Origin of the sequence: Pseudomonas nicosulfuronedens, from assembly GCF_005877905.1 — a bacterium.
Classification (GTDB): domain Bacteria; phylum Pseudomonadota; class Gammaproteobacteria; order Pseudomonadales; family Pseudomonadaceae; genus Pseudomonas; species Pseudomonas nicosulfuronedens.
Window position 1 is genome coordinate 108,676 of record NZ_SWDV01000025.1, and the last position, 18,282, is coordinate 126,957.

Below are 18,282 nucleotides of genomic sequence, written 5' to 3' on the forward strand. Positions count from 1 at the left end.
CTGTATGGATTGCTCGCTGCGTACGTCTGGCGCGCTGTATGACCCGTCCTAGGCGGCCGCCGGCTCTATCCCGCGCGATGCCGGGATGGTGGCGCAAGATTCACGCAGTCTATGACGCTACCTGGAGTCTTTGCGATGACCAAAGGAACTGCTAGCTTCCGTCGAATGACCGCAATGACGGTTCGGTTTCGCTCAGGTATGAGGACAAGAATAAATGCAACCTGATTTCTGGAACGACAAACGCCCGGCCGGCGTGCCCAGCGACATTGACCTGACCGCCTACAAGTCGGTAGTGGAAGTCTTCGAGCGCTCCTGCAAGAAGTTCGCCGACCGTCCTGCCTTCAGCAACATGGGCGTGACCCTGACCTACGCCGAGCTGGACCGCTTGTCCGCCGCCTTCGGCGCCTACCTGCAGAAAAACACCGACTTGAAGCCCGGCGACCGCATTGCCGTGCAGATGCCGAACATCCTGCAATACCCCATCGCCGTGTTCGGCGCCCTGCGCGCCGGCCTCATCGTGGTCAACACCAACCCGCTCTACACCGCCCGCGAGATGCGCCACCAGTTCAAGGATTCCGGTGCACGCGCGCTGGTCTACGTGAACCTGTTCGGCAAGCTGGTGCAGGAAGTGCTGCCCGATACCGGCATCGAATACCTGATCGAGGCGCAGATGGGTGACCTGCAGCCCGCGCTCAAGGGTCTGCTGGTCAACACCGTGGTCAAGCACGTGAAGAAGATGGTGCCGGAGTACAACCTGCCCCAGGCCGTCTCCTTCAAGGCCGCCCTGAGCCAGGGCCGTGGCCATGGTCTGCAGCCGGTCAAGGTCGGCCTGGAAGACATCGCGGTGCTGCAGTACACCGGCGGCACCACCGGCGTCGCCAAGGGCGCCATGCTGACCCATGGCAACCTGGTCGCCAACATGCAGCAGGTGCACGCCTGTCTGCAGCAGCATGGCCCGGACGGCAAGCCGCTGATGCAGGTGGGCAACGAGGTGATGATCGCGCCGCTGCCGCTGTACCACATCTATGCCTTCACCGCGAACTGCATGTGCATGATGGTCAACGGCAACCACAACGTGCTGATCAGCAACCCGCGCGACATTCCCGGCTTCATCAAGGAACTGAAGAAGTGGCGCTTCTCCGCGCTGCTGGGCCTCAACACCCTGTTCGTCGCGCTGATGGACCGTCCGGAATTCAAGGAACTGGACTTCTCCAACCTGAAGGTCACCAACTCCGGCGGCACCGCGCTGGTCACCGCCACCGCCGAGCGCTGGAAGGCCATGACCGGCTGCACCGTGGTGGAAGGCTATGGCCTGACCGAAACGTCCCCGGTGGTCAGCACCAACCCCTACGGTGATGCGGCGCGTCTGGGCACTGTCGGCCTGCCGGTGCCGGGCACCGCGCTGAAAGTCATCGACGACGACGGCAACGACGTTGGCCTGGGCGAGCGTGGCGAGCTGTGCGTGAAGGGCCCGCAGGTCATGAAAGGCTACTGGCAGCGTCCGGACGCCACCGCCGAGGTGCTGGACGCCGAAGGTTGGCTGCGCACCGGCGATATCGCGGTGATCGACCCGGACGGCTTCACCCGCATCGTCGACCGCAAGAAGGACCTGATCATCGTCTCCGGCTTCAACGTCTACCCCAACGAGATCGAGGACGTGGTCATGGCCCACCCGAAAGTCGCCAACTGCGCGGCCGTCGGTGTGCCGGACGAGAAGTCCGGCGAGGCGGTGAAGCTGTTCGTGGTGGCCCGCGAGGGCGGCGTGACCGTCGAGGAGCTCAAGGCCTACTGCAAGGAAAACTTCACCGGCTACAAGGTGCCCAAGCACATCGTGCTCAAGGACGCCCTGCCGATGACCCCGGTGGGCAAGATCCTGCGCCGGGAGCTGCGCGAAACCGCCTGAGGCCAGCGTGAATGAAAAAGGGGGCTGATCCTGGATCAGCCCCCTTTTTTATGGGTGGCGGGTTGTCGGGCAGGGCCGGTCAACCACCACAGCCGCCACAGCAGCCTTCCTTCTTGCGCAGGATTTCGTAGAGATCGTCCTTGAGCTGCAGCTTCTGCTTCTTCAGCGCCTCGATGGTGTCGTGCGAGGCAGGGGTGATGCCGGCTTCCATGTTCTTGATCTCCTGGTCGAGATCGTTGTGGCTATGGAAGAGCTTGGCGAAATGCGGGTCTTCGGCCTTCAGACGGGTAATCTTTTCGCGGTATTCGGGAAACATGAGGGTTCTCCAGGAGAGTGCAGGAGCACTTTGCGAGATCCCGCCCCGGAGAGTGTTGAGGTAGATCATTGAAGGCGCCGCGAGGAGAGGGACGGAAATCGCCGGATCGAACTCTGACGATCTACCCCGTCACGGGGACTGGCCTGACGATCATTTCCCGTTCTTTTTGCCGGTTTCATTTCTCTGAAATCCACTTTGTCGGACAATCCAACAAGGCTGCGAGCCTTCTGGGACGGGCTTTTCCGACGAGTGGAGGGTTGGTGACCGGAAAGCCTGTCTCTGGTCATTTTTCTTACTGACAAGGCTGTGTTTGGTGCTGGTCGCTGTTTCTCAAAGCTGATAATCTCGGCCCGCTTTTCGCTCCCCGAGCCTGGGGAAAGCGACATAAACACAACAAAGAACCGCGAACGCGGTAAAAGATGAGCTGTTGCTTAGGAGTGGGCTTCCATGACCGACAATTTCTGGAAGGACAAATACCCAGTGGGGATCGCTGCCGAGATCAACGCTGACCAGTACCCGAACATCCTCGCGGTACTCAAAGAATCCTGCCAACGTTTTGCAGACAAGCCTGCCTTCAGCAACCTGGGCAAGACCCTGACCTACGGCGAGATGTACAAGCTCTCCGGGGACTTCGCCGCCTACCTGCAACAGAACACCGATCTCAAGCCCGGCGACCGCATCGCCGTGCAACTGCCCAACGTGCTCCAGTACCCGGTCGTGGTCTTCGGCGCCATGCGCGCTGGCCTGGTCGTGGTCAACACCAACCCGCTGTACACCGCGCGGGAAATGGAGCACCAGTTCAACGACTCCGGCGCCAAGGCGCTGGTGTGCCTGGCGAACATGGCGCACCTGGCCGAGGAAGTGCTGCCCAAGACCGGCATCCGCAACGTCATCGTCACCGAAGTGGGTGACATGCTGCCGCCGCTCAAGCGCTTCATCGTCAACTTCGTGGTCCGCAACATCAAGAAGATGGTGCCGGCCTACAACATCCCCACTGCGCAGAAGCTCACCGATGTCCTGGCCAAAGGCCGTGGCAAGGCGGTGAAGGAAGTCTCGCCGCACAACGACGACGTCGCCGTGCTGCAGTACACCGGTGGCACCACCGGCGTGGCGAAGGGCGCGATGCTGACCCACCGCAACCTGGTCGCCAACATGCTGCAGTGCAAGGCACTGATGGGCGCCAACCTCAACGAAGGTTGCGAAATCCTCATCACTCCGCTGCCGCTGTACCACATCTACGCCTTCACCTTCCATTGCATGGCGATGATGCTCACCGGCAACCACAACATCCTGGTGACCAACCCGCGCGACCTGGCCAGCATGGTCAAGGAACTGTCGCAGTGGAAGTTCACTGGCTTCGTCGGCCTGAACACCCTGTTCGTCGGCCTTTGCAACAACGAAGGCTTCCGCAAGCTGGACTTCTCCGCGCTGAAGCTGACCCTCTCCGGCGGCATGGCCCTGCAACAGGCCGCTGCCGAGCGCTGGAAGGACGTCACCGGCTGCGCCATCTGCGAAGGCTACGGCATGACCGAGACCAGCCCGGTGGTGTCGGTGAACCCGTTCCAGAACATCCAGATCGGCACCATCGGCATTCCGGTTCCGTCGACCCAGTGCAAGGTCATCAGCGATGACGGCCAGGACCTGCCGCTGGGCGAGCGTGGCGAGCTGTGCGTCAAAGGCCCGCAGGTGATGAAGGGCTACTGGCAGCGTCAGGAAGCCACCGACGAGATCCTCGACAAGGATGGCTGGCTGCGTACCGGCGACATCGCGATCATCCAGGAAGACGGCTACATGCGTATCGTCGACCGCAAGAAGGACATGATCCTGGTGTCGGGCTTCAACGTGTACCCCAACGAGCTGGAAGACGTGCTCGCCACCCTGCCGGGCGTGCTGCAGTGCGCTGCCATCGGCATCCCGGACGAGAAGTCCGGCGAGGCGATCAAGGTCTTCGTGGTGTCCAAGCCGGGCGTAACGCTGACCAAGGAGCAAGTCATGCAGCACATGCACGACAACCTCACTGGCTACAAGCGTCCCAAATCCGTGGAGTTCCGCGACAGCCTGCCGACCACCAACGTCGGCAAGATCCTGCGCCGCGAATTGCGCGACGAAGAGCTCAAGAAAATCAGAGCCTGAGCCGATAGATAAGAAACCCGCCGCAAGGCGGGTTTTTTAATGCGCGCAAGGATGCGGCGCCCCCTCCCTGCCTGAGGTATCCGCCTTGAACACTGTCCTTCGTCTGCGCGCCAAGGTCCTGCTCCTGGCCATCGTCCCGATCCTGATCCTGACCGTCCTGTTGTGCGCTATCGCCACCGTCGCGCTGAGCCAGCTGTCCACGCAGCAGGAGGCGCAGATCCGCGAGAACCTCACCCAGGACCGCGAAGCCCAGCTGAAGAACTTCGTCGACGTGGCACTGGCTGCCGTCGGCCCGGTCTACCAGGCCGCCACCCAGGGCGATGCCCAGGCGCGCGAGCAGGGTATCGCGATCCTCAAACGCCTCGAGTACGGCAAGGGCGGCTACTTCTGGGGCTACGACACCCGTTCCGTGCGTGTCTTCCAGGGCACCAGCGACGAGCGCCTGGGCGAGGACTTCAGCACCTATCGCGATCCCAATGGCATCTATGCCATCCGCGAGCTGGTGGCGGCGGGCCAGAGCGGCCAGCACTACGTGCGCTACAGCTTCACCCTGCCCGGTGGCAACGCCATCGTGCCGAAGATCGGCTATGCCCACTTCCTGCCCAAGTGGAACCTGGTGTTCGGCACCTCGCTGAACCTCGACGACGTCGAGCGAGAAGTGAAGGAAGCCGGAGCGGCCTTCGACGCCAAGATCGACAATCTGCTGCTGCTCATGGGCGGCGCGGCGCTGGCGCTGCTGGTCGTGATCGGCCTGCTTGCCGGGCTGTTCAGCCGCACCATCGTCCAGCCCATCGTGCAGGTGCGCGACAACCTCGACGACATGGCCGCCGGCGACGGCAACCTGACCCACCGCCTGAACCTCGGCCGCCACGACGAACTGGGCGAACTGGCCGGCTCCTTCAATCGCTTCGTCGAGAAGATCCACGTGCTGGTACAGCAGGTGGCCGGCACCACGAACCAGTTGTCCGGGCTGGTGGGCGACGTCGCCCAGCAGGCGCAGCGCTCCGAGCGTGCAATGGATGGGCAGCGCCACGAGACCGACCAGGTCGCCACCGCCATCAACGAGATGACCGCCGCTGCCCAGGAAGTCGCGCGCAGCGCGCAACAGGCCGCCGATGCCGCGCAACAGACCGACCGCGAAGGCCAGGCGGCCAAGCGCGAGGTGGACCTGTGCGTCTCGCAGATCAATGATCTGGTGGGTGAGGTACGCAGCAGCAGCGACTCCCTCGACACGTTGCGGCAGGACGTGCAAGGCATCGTCGGCGTGCTGGAAGTGATCCGTTCCATCGCCGAACAGACCAACCTGCTGGCGCTCAACGCCGCCATTGAAGCGGCCCGTGCCGGTGAGGCCGGACGTGGCTTTGCCGTGGTCGCCGACGAAGTCCGTGCCCTGGCCAGCCGCACGCAGCAGAGCACCGGGGAAATCCAGCAGATGATCGACCGCCTGCGCGGCACCACGGAAGGTTCGGTGAGCGCCATGCAGCGCGCCAGCGACATGGCCGAGCGTACCCGCGGCCAGGCCAACCAGGCCGGTCAGTCGCTGGACGCCATCGCCCAGCTGATCGGCACCATCAATTCGATGAACGCGCAGATCGCCAGCGCCGCCGAGGAGCAGACCGCCGTGGCCGAAGAGATCAACCGCAGCGTGCACCAGATCGCCGGTGGCGTGGACAGCGTGGCCGACGACGCGGCCAAGGGCGCGCGCACCGCGACCGAACTGAATGGCCTGGGAGAGCGCCTGCGCCAGCTGGTCGGCCAGTTCCGCATCTGATCCGGCGGGGCGCGATGCCTCGCCATTGCGGGCCGCGACGCATTCAACGTGGCGGCCCGTGCCGGTCCTCTGCGACAATCCACGGATTGTCGCCATGACACCCCATTTCCGGGACCGGCCTCGCCTGCGTTGCGCCGCTCCCCGCGTATACGCCAGCGAAGCCGATGACCACAGACAGCACGCCCACTCCCGAACAGCTCCTGCAGCGCATGGATCACGCACTGATCCGCGACCGCCATCGCCTGCGCCGGCAGCTCCACGAGCTGCGCAAGCAGCCCGACGACGCCAAGCTCGCCCAGTGGGCAGAGCGCTTCCAGGCCTCCTGCGCCAAGGTCGAGGCGCGCCGCGCGAGCATCCCGAAGATCCGCTACGACGACAGCCTGCCGATCGCTGCCAAGCGCGACGAGATCAAGGCCGCGCTGGAAAAGAGCCAGGTGGTGGTGATCGCCGGCGAGACCGGTTCGGGCAAGACCACCCAGCTGCCGAAGATCTGCCTGGAGCTGGGGCGCGGCACCCACGGCCTGATCGGCCATACCCAGCCGCGCCGGCTGGCTGCGCGCAGTGTGGCCACCCGAGTCGCCGAAGAGATCGGTACGCCGCTGGGTTCACTGGTCGGCTACCAGGTGCGGTTCGAGGACCAGAGCGACGAAAGCACGCTGATCAAGCTGATGACCGACGGCATCCTGCTGGCCGAAACCCAGCACGACCGCTACCTGGAACGCTACGACACGATCATCGTCGACGAAGCCCACGAACGCAGCCTGAACATCGACTTCCTGCTCGGCTTCCTCAAGACGCTGCTGCCGCGCCGGCCCGACCTCAAACTGATCATCACCTCGGCGACCATCGACCTGGAGCGTTTCTCCAAGCACTTCGGCGATGCGCCCATCGTTGAAGTTTCCGGCCGCACCTACCCGGTGGACACCTGGTACCGCCCGCTGGCGGCGGAAGTGGACGAGGACGGCGAGGCGCTGTTCGACGACCTCTCCGTGGACCAGGGCATCCTCCGTGCGCTGGACGAGATCGCCGCGCACGAACGCGAGATCGGCAAGCGCCCCGGCGACGTGCTGGTATTCCTCCCCGGCGAGCGCGAAATCCGTGATGCCGCCGACATGCTGCGCAAGGCCAACCTGCGCCACACCGAAGTGTTGCCGCTGTATGCGCGCCTGACGCCGGCCGAGCAGCAGAAGATCTTCGCGCCCATGCCGGGGCGCAAGATCGTGCTCGCTACCAACGTCGCCGAGACCTCGCTGACGGTGCCGGGCATCCGCTACGTGATCGACAGCGGTACAGCACGCATCAGCCGCTACAGCTACCGCGCCAAGGTCCAGCGGCTGCCCATCGAAGCCGTCTCGCAAGCCAGCGCCAACCAGCGCAAGGGCCGTTGCGGCCGGGTCGAGCCGGGCATCTGCGTGCGCCTGTACAGCGAGGAAGATTTCAACGGCCGCCCGGCCTTCACCGATCCAGAAATCCTGCGCACCAACCTTGCGGCGGTGATCCTGCAGATGCTCCATCTGCGCCTGGGTGACATCGAGGCCTTCCCCTTCATCGAGCCGCCGGATGGCAAGGCGATCAACGACGGCTTCACCCTGCTGCAGGAACTCTCGGCAGTGAACCGCGAGGGCCAGCTGACACCGCTGGGTCGCCAGCTCGCGCGCCTGCCCATCGACCCGCGCCTGGGCCGCATGCTGCTGGAGGCGGCGCAACTGGGCAGCCTGCCGGAAGTGCTCACCGTGGCCAGCGCGCTGTCGGTGCAGGACCCGCGCGAGCGGCCGATGGATCGCCAGCAGGCTGCCGACCAGGCCCATGCGCAGTGGAAGGACCCGGACTCGGACTTCGCCGCGCTGATCAACCTCTGGCGCGGCTTCGAGGAACAGCGCCAGGCGCTGGGCTCCAACCCGCTGCGCAACTGGTGTCGGAAGAACTTCCTGAATTACCTGCGCCTGCGCGAGTGGCGTGATGCGCACCGCCAGCTGACGCTGATCTGCAAGGAATTGCAGTTGCCCTTCGGCAAGCCGGAGGGCGGCTCTCGTAGGAGCGAGGGGGACGCCACCGCTATTGCTCGCGAACAGCCCAACGCGGCGAAATCCCAGGACAACAAAGGTCGCGAAGCCGCCGTCGATAAAGGTGCGAAGCAGGTTCGCGAGCAAGCTCGCTCCTACAAAGGCGGCGAACCCGAGACCAAGGCCCGCGATATCGACTACGCCGCCGTGCACAAGGCGATCCTCTCCGGCCTGCTCAGCCAGATCGGGCAGAAAGCGGAGGAGGGCGATTACCTCGGCGCGCGCCAGCGGCGTTTCTGGATTCACCCCTCCAGCGTGATCGGCCGCAAGAAGCCACAATGGATCATGGCCGCCGAACTGGTGGAGACCACCAAGCTGTTCGCCCGCATGGTCGCGAAGATCGAGCCGGACTGGCTGGAACCGCTGGCCGGGCACCTGGTGAAGAAGAACTACCTGGAGCCGCACTGGGAAAAACGCCGCGGCCAGGTGGTGGCCTACGAGCAGGTCACGCTGTACGGCCTGATCATCATCGGCCGCCGCGCCGTGCATTACGGCCCGATCGATGCAGCGGTGTCCCGCGAGATGTTCATCCGCGAGGCGCTGGTGCGCGGCGAGATCAACAGCCGCGCCAAGTGCCTGTCGGCCAATCGCCAGTTGCTGGAAAAGCTCGATGAGCTGGAAGCCAAGGCACGCCGGCGCGACATCCTCGCCGACGAGGAAACCCTGTTCGCCTACTACGACGAACGCCTGCCGGCGGACATCTACCAGTCCGCCAGCTTCGAGAAGTGGTACGAGCGCGAGCACAAGCAGCAGCCGGACCTGCTGATCATGCGCGAGGAAGACGTCCTCGCCCGCGACGCCAGCGAAGTCACTGCCGGTCTCTATCCGGATCGCCTGCGCCTGGGTGAGCTGCAATTGCCGCTCACCTATCACTTCGAGCCGGGTCATGTGCGTGACGGCGTGACCGTGCGCGTACCGGCGCCGCTACTGCCGCAGTTGCCCGCCGAACGCCTGGAATGGCTGGTGCCGGGCCTGCTGGAGGCCAAGTGCATCGAGCTGGTGCGCAGCCTGCCCAAGGCGATCCGCAAGAACTTCGTGCCGGTGCCGGACTTCGTCCGCGCCGCGCTGGGCAAGATGGTCTTCGCCGAGGGTTCGCTGTCCGAGTCCCTCGGCCGCGAGTTGCAGCGTATGACCGGCAGCCGTGTGCCGGAGGAGGCCTGGACGGAAGCCGAGACCCAGGTGGAAAACCACCTGCGGATGAACATCGAGGTGGTCGACGCCCGGGGCAAGTTCCTCGGCGAAGGCCGTGACCTGGCCGAACTCACCGCGCGCTTCGCCGAGGCCAGCCAGGCCGCGCTGGCGATCCCGCAGGCGGACAAGCCGCAAAAACCGGTGGAGGCCAAGGGCTTTGGCGAGGTGGCGGAGAAGGTCCAGCAGAAGGTCGCCGGGCTGTCGATGACGGTCTACCCGGCGCTGGTGGAAGAGGCCGGCGTGGTCAAGGAAAACCGCTTCCCGACCCAGGCCGAGGCCGATTACCAGCACCGCCGCGCCCTGCAACGCCTGTTGCTGCAACAGCTGGCCGAGCCGGCCAAGTTCCTGCGCAGCAAGCTGCCGGGGCAGACCGACATGGGCCTGCTCTACCGTGAGCTGGGCCGTGTCGAATCGCTGGTGGAGGACATCCTGCTGGCCAGCCTGGACAGCGCCATTCTCGACGGTGAAAGCAGCCTGCCGCGCGATGGCGCCGGGCTTGCGTCGCTGGCCGAGAGGAAGCGCGGTGCCTGGACCGAGCACGCCGAACGCATCGCTCGCCTGACTCTGGAAATCCTCAAGCTCTGGCACGGCCTGCAGAAGCGCTTCAAGGGCAAGGTCGACCTGGCCATGACGGTGCCGCTCAACGACGTGAAGGGGCAACTGGCCAAGCTGGTCTACCCCGGTTTCGTGCGCGACACACCGCTGGAATGGCTGAAGGAATACCCGCGCTACCTGAAGGCGGTCGAGCAGCGCCTGGACAAGGTCGCCGGGCAGGTCCAGCGCGATCGCGTGTGGAGCGGCGAGATGGCCGGCTACTGGGAACAGTACTCGGCGCGCCTGGCCAAGCACGCCCAGGAAGGCAAGCGCGACCCGGAACTGGTGATGTACCGCTGGATGCTGGAGGAGTACCGCGTCTCGCTGTTCGCCCAGCAACTGGGGACGAAGCTGCCGGTGTCGGACAAGCGCCTGTCCAAGCAATGGAGCCAGGTCGAGGCCTGATGCCCGCCGCCCTGGCACAAGGATGAAGCCATGCCGTCGAATCTCGAGATAGCCGCCAACCTGATCAACCTGCTGGCGGTGCTGCTGGCGGCGCGCAACAGCGTCCACACCTGGACGCTGGGTGTGGTCGGTTGCCTGCTGTTCGGCTGGATGTTCTACACCGTGCAGTTGTACGCCGATGTAGTGCTGCAAGGCTTCTTCATCGTTACCAGCCTGATGGGCTGTTGGGCCTGGCTGCGTGGCGCTGCCGGCTCGGCACTGCCGATCAGCCGTACCGCCCCGCGCGACCTGCTGGCGATGGCGCTGCTGGCGTTCGTGGTGGCCTCCGCATACGCGTGGCTGCTGCACCATTTCACCGATGCCTACGCGCCGTGGGTCGACTCGCTGGTGCTGGCCTTCAGCGTGCTGGCGCAGCTCCTGCTCATGCGCCGGCGCCTGGAGAACTGGTTCATCTGGCTGCTGGTGAACAGCCTCGCGGTGCCCCTGTACGCCTCCCGAGGCCTGTACCTGACCGCGGCGCTCTACCTGCTGTTCTGGTTCAACGCCTGGTATGGCCTGTACTGCTGGCGCATTGAACTGCGCGCGCAAGGCCGTAGCTTGGCTGTGGCGGGAGTGCCGGCCTGATGGTCGAGGCCGGGTTGATCGTCGGCAAGTTCTCGCCCTTGCACCTGGGGCATGAGCACCTGATCCGCCGGGCGCAGCAGCACTGCCAGCGACTCTACCTGCTGTGCTATTCCCTGCCGGAAATGCCCGGCTGCCCGGCGGTGCTACGGCAAAAGTGGCTGCAGGATCGCTTCCCGCAGTTGCCCTACTGGGTTGTCACGCCCCGGCAGGTGGCGGCCTGGCGATCGGCGGGCAAGGCGTTGCCCGACTTGCCGGCGAACGACGCGGCGGAAGTCCTGCACCGGCAGTTCGTCGCCGACTTCTGCCGCGAGGTGATCGGTGAGACCGTGCAGGCGGTGTTCACCAGCGAGGACTACGGCGATGGCTTCGCGGCCCACCTGACCACCTGCTTTGGCCATCCGGTGCGGCATGTCAGCGTGGACCGCCTGCGCGTCACGGTGCCGGTCTCGGGCACGGCGCTACGAGGCGATGTGCATACGCTGCGCGGCTTCCTCGCGCCGACGGTCTACGCGGACTTCGTCGATCGCGTGGTTTTCCTCGGTGGCGAGTCCACCGGCAAGTCGAGTCTCTGCCAACGGTTGGCGCAGGTGACGGGGACTGGATTCGTGGCTGAGTACGGCCGTGAACTGTGGGAAGAAAAGGGCGGGGCACTGGTCTACGACGACCTGCTGCACATCGCCCAAACGCAGGTGGCGCGGGAAGCGGAGGCGTGCGCGAAAGCAGCGCGCTACCTGTTCTGCGATACCTCGCCGCTGACCACGCTGCTCTACTGCCAGTCGATGTTCGGCCGCGCCGAAGAAGCCTTGCAGCGGCTGGCCGAGCGCCCCTACGCACGAGTTTTCCTTTGCGCCGACGACTTCCCCTTCGTACAGGATGGCACGCGCCGCGAAGAGGATTTTCGCCGCTGGCAGCAGGCCTGGTACGTCACCGAGCTGCAACGGCGCGGGATCGAATACCAGGTGCTGTATGGGACGCTGGAGCAGCGCACGGAGCAGGTTCTCCGCGCGCTGGACTGGCAGCCTTAGTCGCGCTTGGGGATGTTCAACCCGCGCTGTACCGCCGGCCGCGCGAGGAAACGCTCGAGCACGCGCTTCACGTTCTGGAAGTTCTCGAAGCCCACCAGATCGCCCGCCTCATAGAAGCCGACCAGATTGCGAATCCACGGGAAGCTGGCGATGTCGGCGATGGTGTAGCGCTCGCCCATGATCCAGTCGCGGCCTTCCAGGTGGCGGTCGAGCACGGCCAGCAGGCGTCTGGACTCGTCCACGTAGCGCTGCAGCGGGCGCTTGTCCTCGTAGTCCTTGCCGGCGAATTTGTTGAAGAAGCCGATCTGCCCGAACATCGGGCCGATCCCGCCCATCTGGAACATCAGCCACTGCAGGGTTTCATAGCGGCCGCTGGCGCCGGGTGCGATCAGCGAATCAGTCTTGTCGGCGAGGTAGACCAGGATCGCGCCGGACTCGAACAGCGCCAGTGGCTTGCCGTCAGGGCCGTTGGGGTCGAGGATCGCCGGGATCTTGTTGTTCGGGTTCAGCGAGAGGAATTCCGGGGACAGCTGGTCGTTGCGCTCGAAGCTGACCAGGTGCGGCTCGTAGGGCAGGCCGAGCTCTTCCAGCATGATCGACACCTTCACGCCGTTGGGCGTGGGCAGCGAGTACAGCTGCAGGCGGTCAGGGTGTTCGGCGGGCCATTTGCGGGTGATGGGGAACGCGGAAAGGTCTGGCATGCATACTCCGGTCAGGTGAGCGGGACTTTGAGTCGGCCCTCAGGATAGTCCTCCGTGCGCCGATGGTCATGACCCGTGCGCGACAAACCGGTATGGTGCGGGCCCACACCCGGTCACTGGAAAAGGAACCCACCATGAGCCTGCAAGGCACTTACGATCCGCAGAACATCTTCGCCCAGATCATTCGTGGCGAGGCTCCCTGCTACAAGCTGTACGAGGACGACGACGTGCTCGCCTTCCTCGATCTGTTCCCGCAGTCCTACGGCCATGCCCTGGTCATCCCGAAGAACTCCCCGGCGCGCAACATCCTCGAAGTCGACCCCGATGCGCTGGCCAAGGTGATGCGTGTGGTGCAGCGCCTGACCGGCGTGATTGTCGACGAGCTCAATCCCGATGGCGTGCAGGTCGCCCAGTTCAATGGCGCGCCGGCCGGGCAGACGGTGTTCCACATCCACGTGCATATCGTCCCGCGCTATGCCGGCGAAGGCCTGGGCATCCACGCGGCGAACAAGGCTGATGCGGGGGAGCTGGAGAAGCTGCAGGCGCGCCTCGTTGCCCGCCTGAACGGCTGAGGCGCACCTAGGCCGGCGGTTACTCGACCGCCGGCTTGATGTCGAAACCGGTGCGGTTGTCGCTGACGATGCGGAAGGCGTTGTTGCCGCCGGGCTCCAGTGGCACCAGCAGTTCACGGCGCAACATGGCCTTGCTGCAAAGGCCGTCGCCGTCCTTGTCGCCGATGATGCCGACCACGTGCTTGCCCACCGGTACATGGAAGCTGGCCGACTCGCCCTTGCCGATGCGCGCGGCTATTTCATGGTCGATGGTGAGGGCGACGAAGCAGCCGCCGCCGATGTAGCCGACGTCACGGGTGACGTCGACCTTGACGCTGTCCTTGCCCGGTTGCTGGTAGGCCAGCAGGCGGTCGGCGGGCACAGGTTGGACTTCATCGCTCTGGTACGAAGCACAGCCGGAAAGCGTGAGCAGGGACAGGACGGCAAGGATCGAACGCATAGACTTCCTCCATGGACAATGCAGCCTAGGCTAGCCCATCCGGCCGGTTTCCGTCGGGTTGCCTCCGCGTTGTGGGAAATTGGAGTAGTCTTCAGCACATGTGAGTCGGGCTGGAGTGCCCGGCCGCCGCCATTGAGGCCGACCCGCCGGGCGGTCGAGCCAAGGAGCAGGGCCGATGCACCGCAACAGCGACCCCGACCACCTGTTCGAGTCCAGCGCCGGACCGACCGGCCTGGAGGAAGCCGACCACCGCCTGCTGATGCGGCTGATCTTCGGTTGCACCGGGGCGACCCTGGGGGTGTTCTCGATCCTGCAGTACTTTGCCGGCAATCTCTGGCTGGCTGGCGCCGAACTGGCTACCTGCGGGCTGTTGCTGTGGGCGGCGCACCGGCTCCAGCGCGTCCGCCGACTGGTGCCCTGGATCATCGCGTACCTGCTGCCGACCTTCTGTTTCATCCTCTACATCATCGTCATGCCCAACGCTTCGGCGTCGGCTTTCGTCTGGGTCTATCTGATGCCGGTGATGGCCTATCTGCTGCTGGGCAAGTGGCGCGGCTTCCTGCTCGCCGTGCCGTTCATGCTGATCGCCACGCTCATGTACCTGCACGCCAACCGGGTGCGACTGGATGCGCCGGGGTTGATCGACATCGGTAACGGCATTTTCTGCGGCGTGCTGGTGATCGCTTTCATGCATGTCTATGAAGAACGCCGCGCCGCCGCCTACAAGCAGCTGCGGCACCTGGCGCTGACCGATGCGCTGACCGGTGTAGCCAGCCGCGAGAGCTTCCAGCGCACGTTACGTCGTTGCATCCAGGAGGCCGCACGCTACGAAACGCGGCTGGTGCTGGTGGTGCTGGACGTCGACCACTTCAAGAACATCAATGACCAGTGGGGGCACGATGCTGGTGACAAGGCGCTGCAGCATTTGTGCAATCGCCTGCGCCACCGCCTGCGTGCCACCGACCTGATCGGCCGGCTTGGTGGCGAGGAGTTCGGTCTGCTGCTGCCCTTCACCGACCGCTTCGACGCCAAGCCGCTGGTGGAATCCCTGCGCCGCGACATCGATGAGGCGCCGCTGATGTATCACGGGGAGCGCATCGAGATTTCCGCGACCTTCGGCCTCGCCGAGTGGCCGGGCGACGGCCTGGATGCCGACGAACTCTACCGCTGCACCGACCGCCGCCTGTATCGCGGGAAGGCCGAGGGCCGAAACCGCCTGGTCTACAGCGACACCGCCTGAGCACGTTTCGCCGCCGGCGGCCCGGCGATGCGCGCATAGGCCGCGCGGACCTGGCGAGCCATCTTCCGCTCCACCCATTCGTAGCTCAGCCAGGACAGCAGCAGGATCGCCGGTACGCTGAGGCCCAGGGTCTGGTAGGGCGTCAGGCCCAGTCGTTCGTGCAGCCAGTAAGCGGCCAGCCAGAGCACGATGACATGCAGCAGGTACACCGAATAGGACCAATCGCCCAGCGCATGCAGCACCTTGTTGCGCTCGAACATCGGCTCCAGCGCTACGCACGCGGCGAGCAGCGCAGCGGCGGGCAGGCCCCAGGTCAGCAGGCGCCAGGGATGGTCGGCGGGGAACAGCGCGATGGTCGTTACTGCGACGGCGACCGTCAGCAGGGCCAGCGGCTTCGGCAGGTTCAGCCAGCCACGCCGGTACAGTGCGGCGAGCCCCAGTCCCAGCAGGAATTCGAAGATGATCGGGTTGCGGTAGAAATGGCTGATCCACGGCTCGCGCGCCAGCACCTGCGCCACCAGCAGCACCAGGGCAGTCACCAGCCAGGGGCGCCAGCGCTCGGCGACCAGGAAGGAGAGGGCGAACAGCCCGTAGAAGAGCATCTCGAAGTTCAGCGTCCAGCCCACCGGCAGTACCGGGTACAGACCGAAGCCGCCGGGGTTTTCGCTGGGGATGAACAGCAGGGACAGCAGCAGCGACTTGCCGCCGACGCCGTAGATCGGCATCACGTCGGCGAAGGCGTAGAGGATCAGCGCGGTAATCGCGGTGTACAGCCAGTATGCGGGGGCTACGCGGGCCAGGCGCTGGACCAGGAAGGTCAGCGGCGACATCGGTCGGCCAGCGCTGGAGAGGTGGATCACGAAGCCGCTGAGGACGAAGAAGATATCCACCCCAACCTGGCCGCGGGTGGAGAGCAGTTTGCCGCCGAGGCTGTCGGCGCGGAAGTCGAAGAACACCTGCATGAAGTGATGGAACACCACCAGCCAGGCGGCCAGTGCCCGTAAAGCCTGAAGCGAAACCAGCATGGGTGGGCGCGTCCTCCGTCTGTGGATAAAAGAAAGGGGCGCGACCGTTGCGCGCCCCTTTCCTCGACAGTCAGGATTCGCCGATCGTTCAGCGGGCCTGCTGGACGGTTGCTGCCGGCAGTGCCGGTTCACGCTCCAGGCGCAGGCACAGCAGCGCCGTGGCGATGGCTGCGACCGGCAGCAGCGCGCCGACCCACGGCAGTGCAGCGAGGCCTGGGCCGTGGTCGATGGTCATGCCGCCGAGCCAAGCGCCCAGCGCATTGCCCAGGTTGAATGCGGCGATGTTGAAGCTGGCCGCGACGCTCTGGCCGGCACCGTGGGCCTTTTCCAGCACCCACATCTGCAGCGGTGGCACGGTGGCGAAACCGGCGGCGCCGAGCAGGGCGATGAAGATGACCACGGCCACCTGGTTCTGCAGCGAGAAAGTCATCAGGCCCATGACCACCGCCAGCGCCACCAGGCTACCGAGCAGGGCAGGCACCAGCTTGCGGTCGGCCAGCTTGCCGCCCAGCAGGTTGCCCAGCACCAGGCCGCCGCCGAACACCAGCAGCACCGGCGACACGGCGCTTTCGGAGAAGCCGGCGAGGCGGGTCAGCAGCGGCGAGACATAGCTGAACACGGTGAACACGCCGCCGAAGCCGAGCACGGTGGTCAGCAGGCCGAGCAGCACGGCCGGGCGCTTCAGCACGCGAAAGTCCTCGCGCAGGTTGCCGGCGGCCGGCGGTGCGCCGTTGCGCGGCAGGTAGATCGCCAGGATTGCCAGGGCGAGCACGCCGATGCCGGTGACTACCCAGAAGGCCGCACGCCAGCCATAGAGTTGGCCGAGCCAGGTGCCCAGCGGTACGCCAAGGATGGTGGCGACGGTGAGGCCGGTGAACATCAGGGCGATGGCCGAGGCGCGGCGCTCAGCCGGCACCAGGCTGGTGGCGACCACCGAGCCGACACCGAAGAAGGTGCCATGGGCGAAGGAGGTCAGCACCCGTGCCGCCATCAGCGTGGCGTAGTCCGGCGCCAGGGCGCAGGCCAGGTTGCCGAGGGTGAAGATCACCATCAGGCCGAGCAGGGTGCGGCGTTGCGGCCAGCGCGCGGTGAGGGCAGTGAGCAGTGGTGCGCCGAGTACCACGCCCAGCGCGTAGCCGGAGATCAGCAGCCCGGCGGCAGAGATCGAGACGCCGAAGTCATGGCCGACTTCCAGCAACAATCCCATGATCACGAATTCGGTAACGCCGATGCCAAAGGCACCGGCGGTCAAGGCATACAAGGCAATGGGCACGGTGGCTCTCCCAGGTGGTTCGAAGAATGATGGCCACCTTATCGCCGTGCGGATTGCTGATATAGACTGCCTTTGAGCAAATCACCTGTGAATTGAATTCAACATGGCCCGTCCTGACGTCAACCGCTTCGGCGAAATGGAAGTCTTCATCCGCGTGGTGGAAACCGGCGGCTTCACTGCCGCCGCGCTGCAGTGCGGGATGACACCTTCGGCGGTGAGCAAGCTGGTGGCGCGGCTGGAGGATCGTCTCGGTGCGCGGCTGTTCAATCGCTCCACCCGGCGCCAGCAGCTCACCGCCGAGGGGGCGGCGTTCTATGAACGCAGCCTGCGAATCCTCGCCGATCTGGACGAAGCCGAACGCGAGGCCTCGGCCAGTGCCGAGCCGCAGGGCAGGGTGCGGATCAGCTGCAATCTGCCGGTGGGTCGGCAGTTCCTGATTCCGGCGCTGCCGCTGTTCTTCGAGCGCTATCCGGGCGTCAACCTCGACCTGCAGTTGACCGATGAAGTGGTGGACCTGTTTGAAGTGCGCGCCGACGTCGCCGTGCGCAGCGGGCCGCTGCGGGATTCGCGGCTGGTGGCGCGTTCGCTGGGAGAGTCCGGACACAAGATAGTCGCCGCGCCCGAGTACCTGGCGTGGCACGGTACGCCGCAGCATCCGCGTGAGCTGGGCGAATACAATTGCGTGGGCTTCAGCTACCGGCGCGTCGAGCCGGACTGGCCCTTTCTCGGCAAGCCGGCGGATGCCCCCGAGCCCAGCGGCAACCTGCTGGCCAGCGACGGTGACAGCGTGCGGCATCTGGCGCTGGCCGGGTTGGGGCTGGCGCGACTGGCGGAGTTCCAGGTGCGCAAGGATATTGCAGCCGGGCGGCTGGTGGAGGTGCTGGCGGACTTCAATCCCGGCGACCGCAAACCGATGCACGCGCTCTATCTGGGCAAGCCGGGCCACCTGCCGGCGCGAGTTCGCGCGGTGCTCGACTTCCTCGCCGAGCACGTGCGCATCGACTGAC

The 18,282-nt window shown here is 65.4% G+C and carries 13 protein-coding genes and 2 pseudogenes; 10 read left to right on the plus strand and 5 right to left on the minus strand.

Annotated elements, in window-relative coordinates:
* Positions 1 to 214: 214 nt before the first annotated feature.
* Entirely contained in the window at positions 215 to 1,903 is a 1,689-nt protein-coding gene (gene fadD2, locus FAS41_RS19440; RefSeq protein WP_138525085.1) for a long-chain-fatty-acid--CoA ligase FadD2, read from the plus strand.
* Positions 1,904 to 1,982: 79 nt separating this feature from the next.
* Here fadD2 and FAS41_RS19445 read toward each other — a convergent pair whose 3' ends face one another.
* On the minus strand, positions 1,983 to 2,219 hold the full coding sequence (locus FAS41_RS19445; protein ID WP_017522197.1) for an HP1242/YdcH family protein: 237 nt from the start codon (positions 2,217 to 2,219) through the stop codon (positions 1,983 to 1,985).
* A gap of 447 nt (positions 2,220 to 2,666) precedes the next feature.
* Between FAS41_RS19445 and fadD1 the strand changes: the two genes are divergently transcribed.
* The 6 genes and pseudogenes from fadD1 to FAS41_RS19470 all read left to right on the plus strand — a co-directional run bounded on the left by fadD1 (position 2,667) and on the right by FAS41_RS19470 (position 12,025).
* Complete coding sequence (fadD1, locus tag FAS41_RS19450) at positions 2,667 to 4,352, plus strand: long-chain-fatty-acid--CoA ligase FadD1 (RefSeq protein WP_138525086.1); 1,686 nt, start codon at positions 2,667 to 2,669, stop codon at positions 4,350 to 4,352.
* Positions 4,353 to 4,512: 160 nt separating this feature from the next.
* Positions 4,513 to 5,265 (plus strand): annotated as a pseudogene (locus FAS41_RS31475) (cache domain-containing protein); the annotation flags it as partial.
* Between the two features lie 258 nt (positions 5,266 to 5,523).
* Positions 5,524 to 6,123: pseudogene (locus FAS41_RS31480) on the plus strand (methyl-accepting chemotaxis protein); the annotation flags it as partial.
* Between the two features lie 164 nt (positions 6,124 to 6,287).
* On the plus strand, positions 6,288 to 10,376 hold the full coding sequence (gene hrpA, locus FAS41_RS19460; protein WP_138525088.1) for an ATP-dependent RNA helicase HrpA: 4,089 nt from the start codon (positions 6,288 to 6,290) through the stop codon (positions 10,374 to 10,376).
* Positions 10,377 to 10,406: 30 nt separating this feature from the next.
* A complete protein-coding gene (pnuC, locus tag FAS41_RS19465) occupies positions 10,407 to 11,000 on the plus strand; it encodes a nicotinamide riboside transporter PnuC (protein ID WP_138525089.1) in 594 nt (197 codons plus the stop codon).
* Positions 11,000 to 12,025 (plus strand): AAA family ATPase, encoded by a 1,026-nt coding sequence (locus FAS41_RS19470; protein WP_138525090.1) that lies wholly within the window; start codon positions 11,000 to 11,002, stop codon positions 12,023 to 12,025. The genes pnuC and FAS41_RS19470 overlap by 1 nt, the downstream gene beginning before the upstream one ends.
* Here FAS41_RS19470 and FAS41_RS19475 read toward each other — a convergent pair.
* The gene (locus tag FAS41_RS19475; protein ID WP_138525091.1) at positions 12,022 to 12,726 is read right to left on the minus strand and encodes a glutathione binding-like protein; all 705 of its coding nucleotides are present in this window, start codon (positions 12,724 to 12,726) and stop codon (positions 12,022 to 12,024) included. The two genes, FAS41_RS19470 and FAS41_RS19475, sit on opposite strands and share 4 nt — an antisense overlap.
* A 134-nt stretch (positions 12,727 to 12,860) precedes the next feature.
* Between FAS41_RS19475 and FAS41_RS19480 the strand changes: the two genes are divergently transcribed.
* Positions 12,861 to 13,298, plus strand: a complete 438-nt coding sequence (locus FAS41_RS19480) for an HIT family protein (protein WP_045210424.1) — start codon at positions 12,861 to 12,863, stop codon at positions 13,296 to 13,298.
* Between the two features lie 19 nt (positions 13,299 to 13,317).
* On the opposite strand, the gene FAS41_RS19485 is transcribed toward FAS41_RS19480, so the two are convergent.
* Positions 13,318 to 13,737, minus strand: a complete 420-nt coding sequence (locus FAS41_RS19485; protein WP_138525092.1) for a 3-isopropylmalate dehydratase — start codon at positions 13,735 to 13,737, stop codon at positions 13,318 to 13,320.
* 175 nt (positions 13,738 to 13,912) lie between these two features.
* Between FAS41_RS19485 and FAS41_RS19490 the strand changes: the two genes are divergently transcribed.
* A complete protein-coding gene (locus FAS41_RS19490; RefSeq protein WP_138525093.1) occupies positions 13,913 to 14,977 on the plus strand; it encodes a GGDEF domain-containing protein in 1,065 nt (354 codons plus the stop codon).
* On the opposite strand, the gene FAS41_RS19495 is transcribed toward FAS41_RS19490, so the two are convergent.
* Together FAS41_RS19495 and FAS41_RS19500 are read right to left on the minus strand one after the other, a co-directional pair.
* Positions 14,959 to 16,002 carry an acyltransferase family protein gene (locus FAS41_RS19495; RefSeq protein ID WP_138525094.1) on the minus strand — a complete coding sequence of 348 codons (1,044 nt, stop codon included), beginning with the start codon at positions 16,000 to 16,002 and terminating at the stop codon, positions 14,959 to 14,961. The genes FAS41_RS19490 and FAS41_RS19495 overlap by 19 nt on opposite strands.
* 88 nt (positions 16,003 to 16,090) lie before the next feature.
* Positions 16,091 to 17,275 carry an MFS transporter gene (locus FAS41_RS19500; RefSeq protein ID WP_138525095.1) on the minus strand — a complete coding sequence of 395 codons (1,185 nt, stop codon included), beginning with the start codon at positions 17,273 to 17,275 and terminating at the stop codon, positions 16,091 to 16,093.
* Between the two features lie 103 nt (positions 17,276 to 17,378).
* Between FAS41_RS19500 and FAS41_RS19505 the strand changes: the two genes are divergently transcribed.
* A complete protein-coding gene (locus tag FAS41_RS19505) occupies positions 17,379 to 18,281 on the plus strand; it encodes a LysR family transcriptional regulator (protein ID WP_138525096.1) in 903 nt (300 codons plus the stop codon).
* The last annotated feature ends 1 nt before the right edge of the window (position 18,282 follow it).

What these genes read in the sequence shown, in the direction of transcription:
- fadD2 (WP_138525085.1), top strand. Translation starts at nt 215, where the DNA reads ATGCAACCTGATTTCTGGAACGACAAACGCCCGGCCGGCGTGCCCAGC.
- FAS41_RS19445 (WP_017522197.1), bottom strand. Translation starts at nt 2,219, where the DNA reads ATGTTTCCCGAATACCGCGAAAAGATTACCCGTCTGAAGGCCGAAGAC.
- fadD1 (WP_138525086.1), top strand. Translation starts at nt 2,667, where the DNA reads ATGACCGACAATTTCTGGAAGGACAAATACCCAGTGGGGATCGCTGCC.
- hrpA (WP_138525088.1), top strand. Translation starts at nt 6,288, where the DNA reads ATGACCACAGACAGCACGCCCACTCCCGAACAGCTCCTGCAGCGCATG.
- pnuC (WP_138525089.1), top strand. Translation starts at nt 10,407, where the DNA reads ATGCCGTCGAATCTCGAGATAGCCGCCAACCTGATCAACCTGCTGGCG.
- FAS41_RS19470 (WP_138525090.1), top strand. Translation starts at nt 11,000, where the DNA reads ATGGTCGAGGCCGGGTTGATCGTCGGCAAGTTCTCGCCCTTGCACCTG.
- FAS41_RS19475 (WP_138525091.1), bottom strand. Translation starts at nt 12,726, where the DNA reads ATGCCAGACCTTTCCGCGTTCCCCATCACCCGCAAATGGCCCGCCGAA.
- FAS41_RS19480 (WP_045210424.1), top strand. Translation starts at nt 12,861, where the DNA reads ATGAGCCTGCAAGGCACTTACGATCCGCAGAACATCTTCGCCCAGATC.
- FAS41_RS19485 (WP_138525092.1), bottom strand. Translation starts at nt 13,737, where the DNA reads ATGCGTTCGATCCTTGCCGTCCTGTCCCTGCTCACGCTTTCCGGCTGT.
- FAS41_RS19490 (WP_138525093.1), top strand. Translation starts at nt 13,913, where the DNA reads ATGCACCGCAACAGCGACCCCGACCACCTGTTCGAGTCCAGCGCCGGA.
- FAS41_RS19495 (WP_138525094.1), bottom strand. Translation starts at nt 16,002, where the DNA reads ATGCTGGTTTCGCTTCAGGCTTTACGGGCACTGGCCGCCTGGCTGGTG.
- FAS41_RS19505 (WP_138525096.1), top strand. Translation starts at nt 17,379, where the DNA reads ATGGCCCGTCCTGACGTCAACCGCTTCGGCGAAATGGAAGTCTTCATC.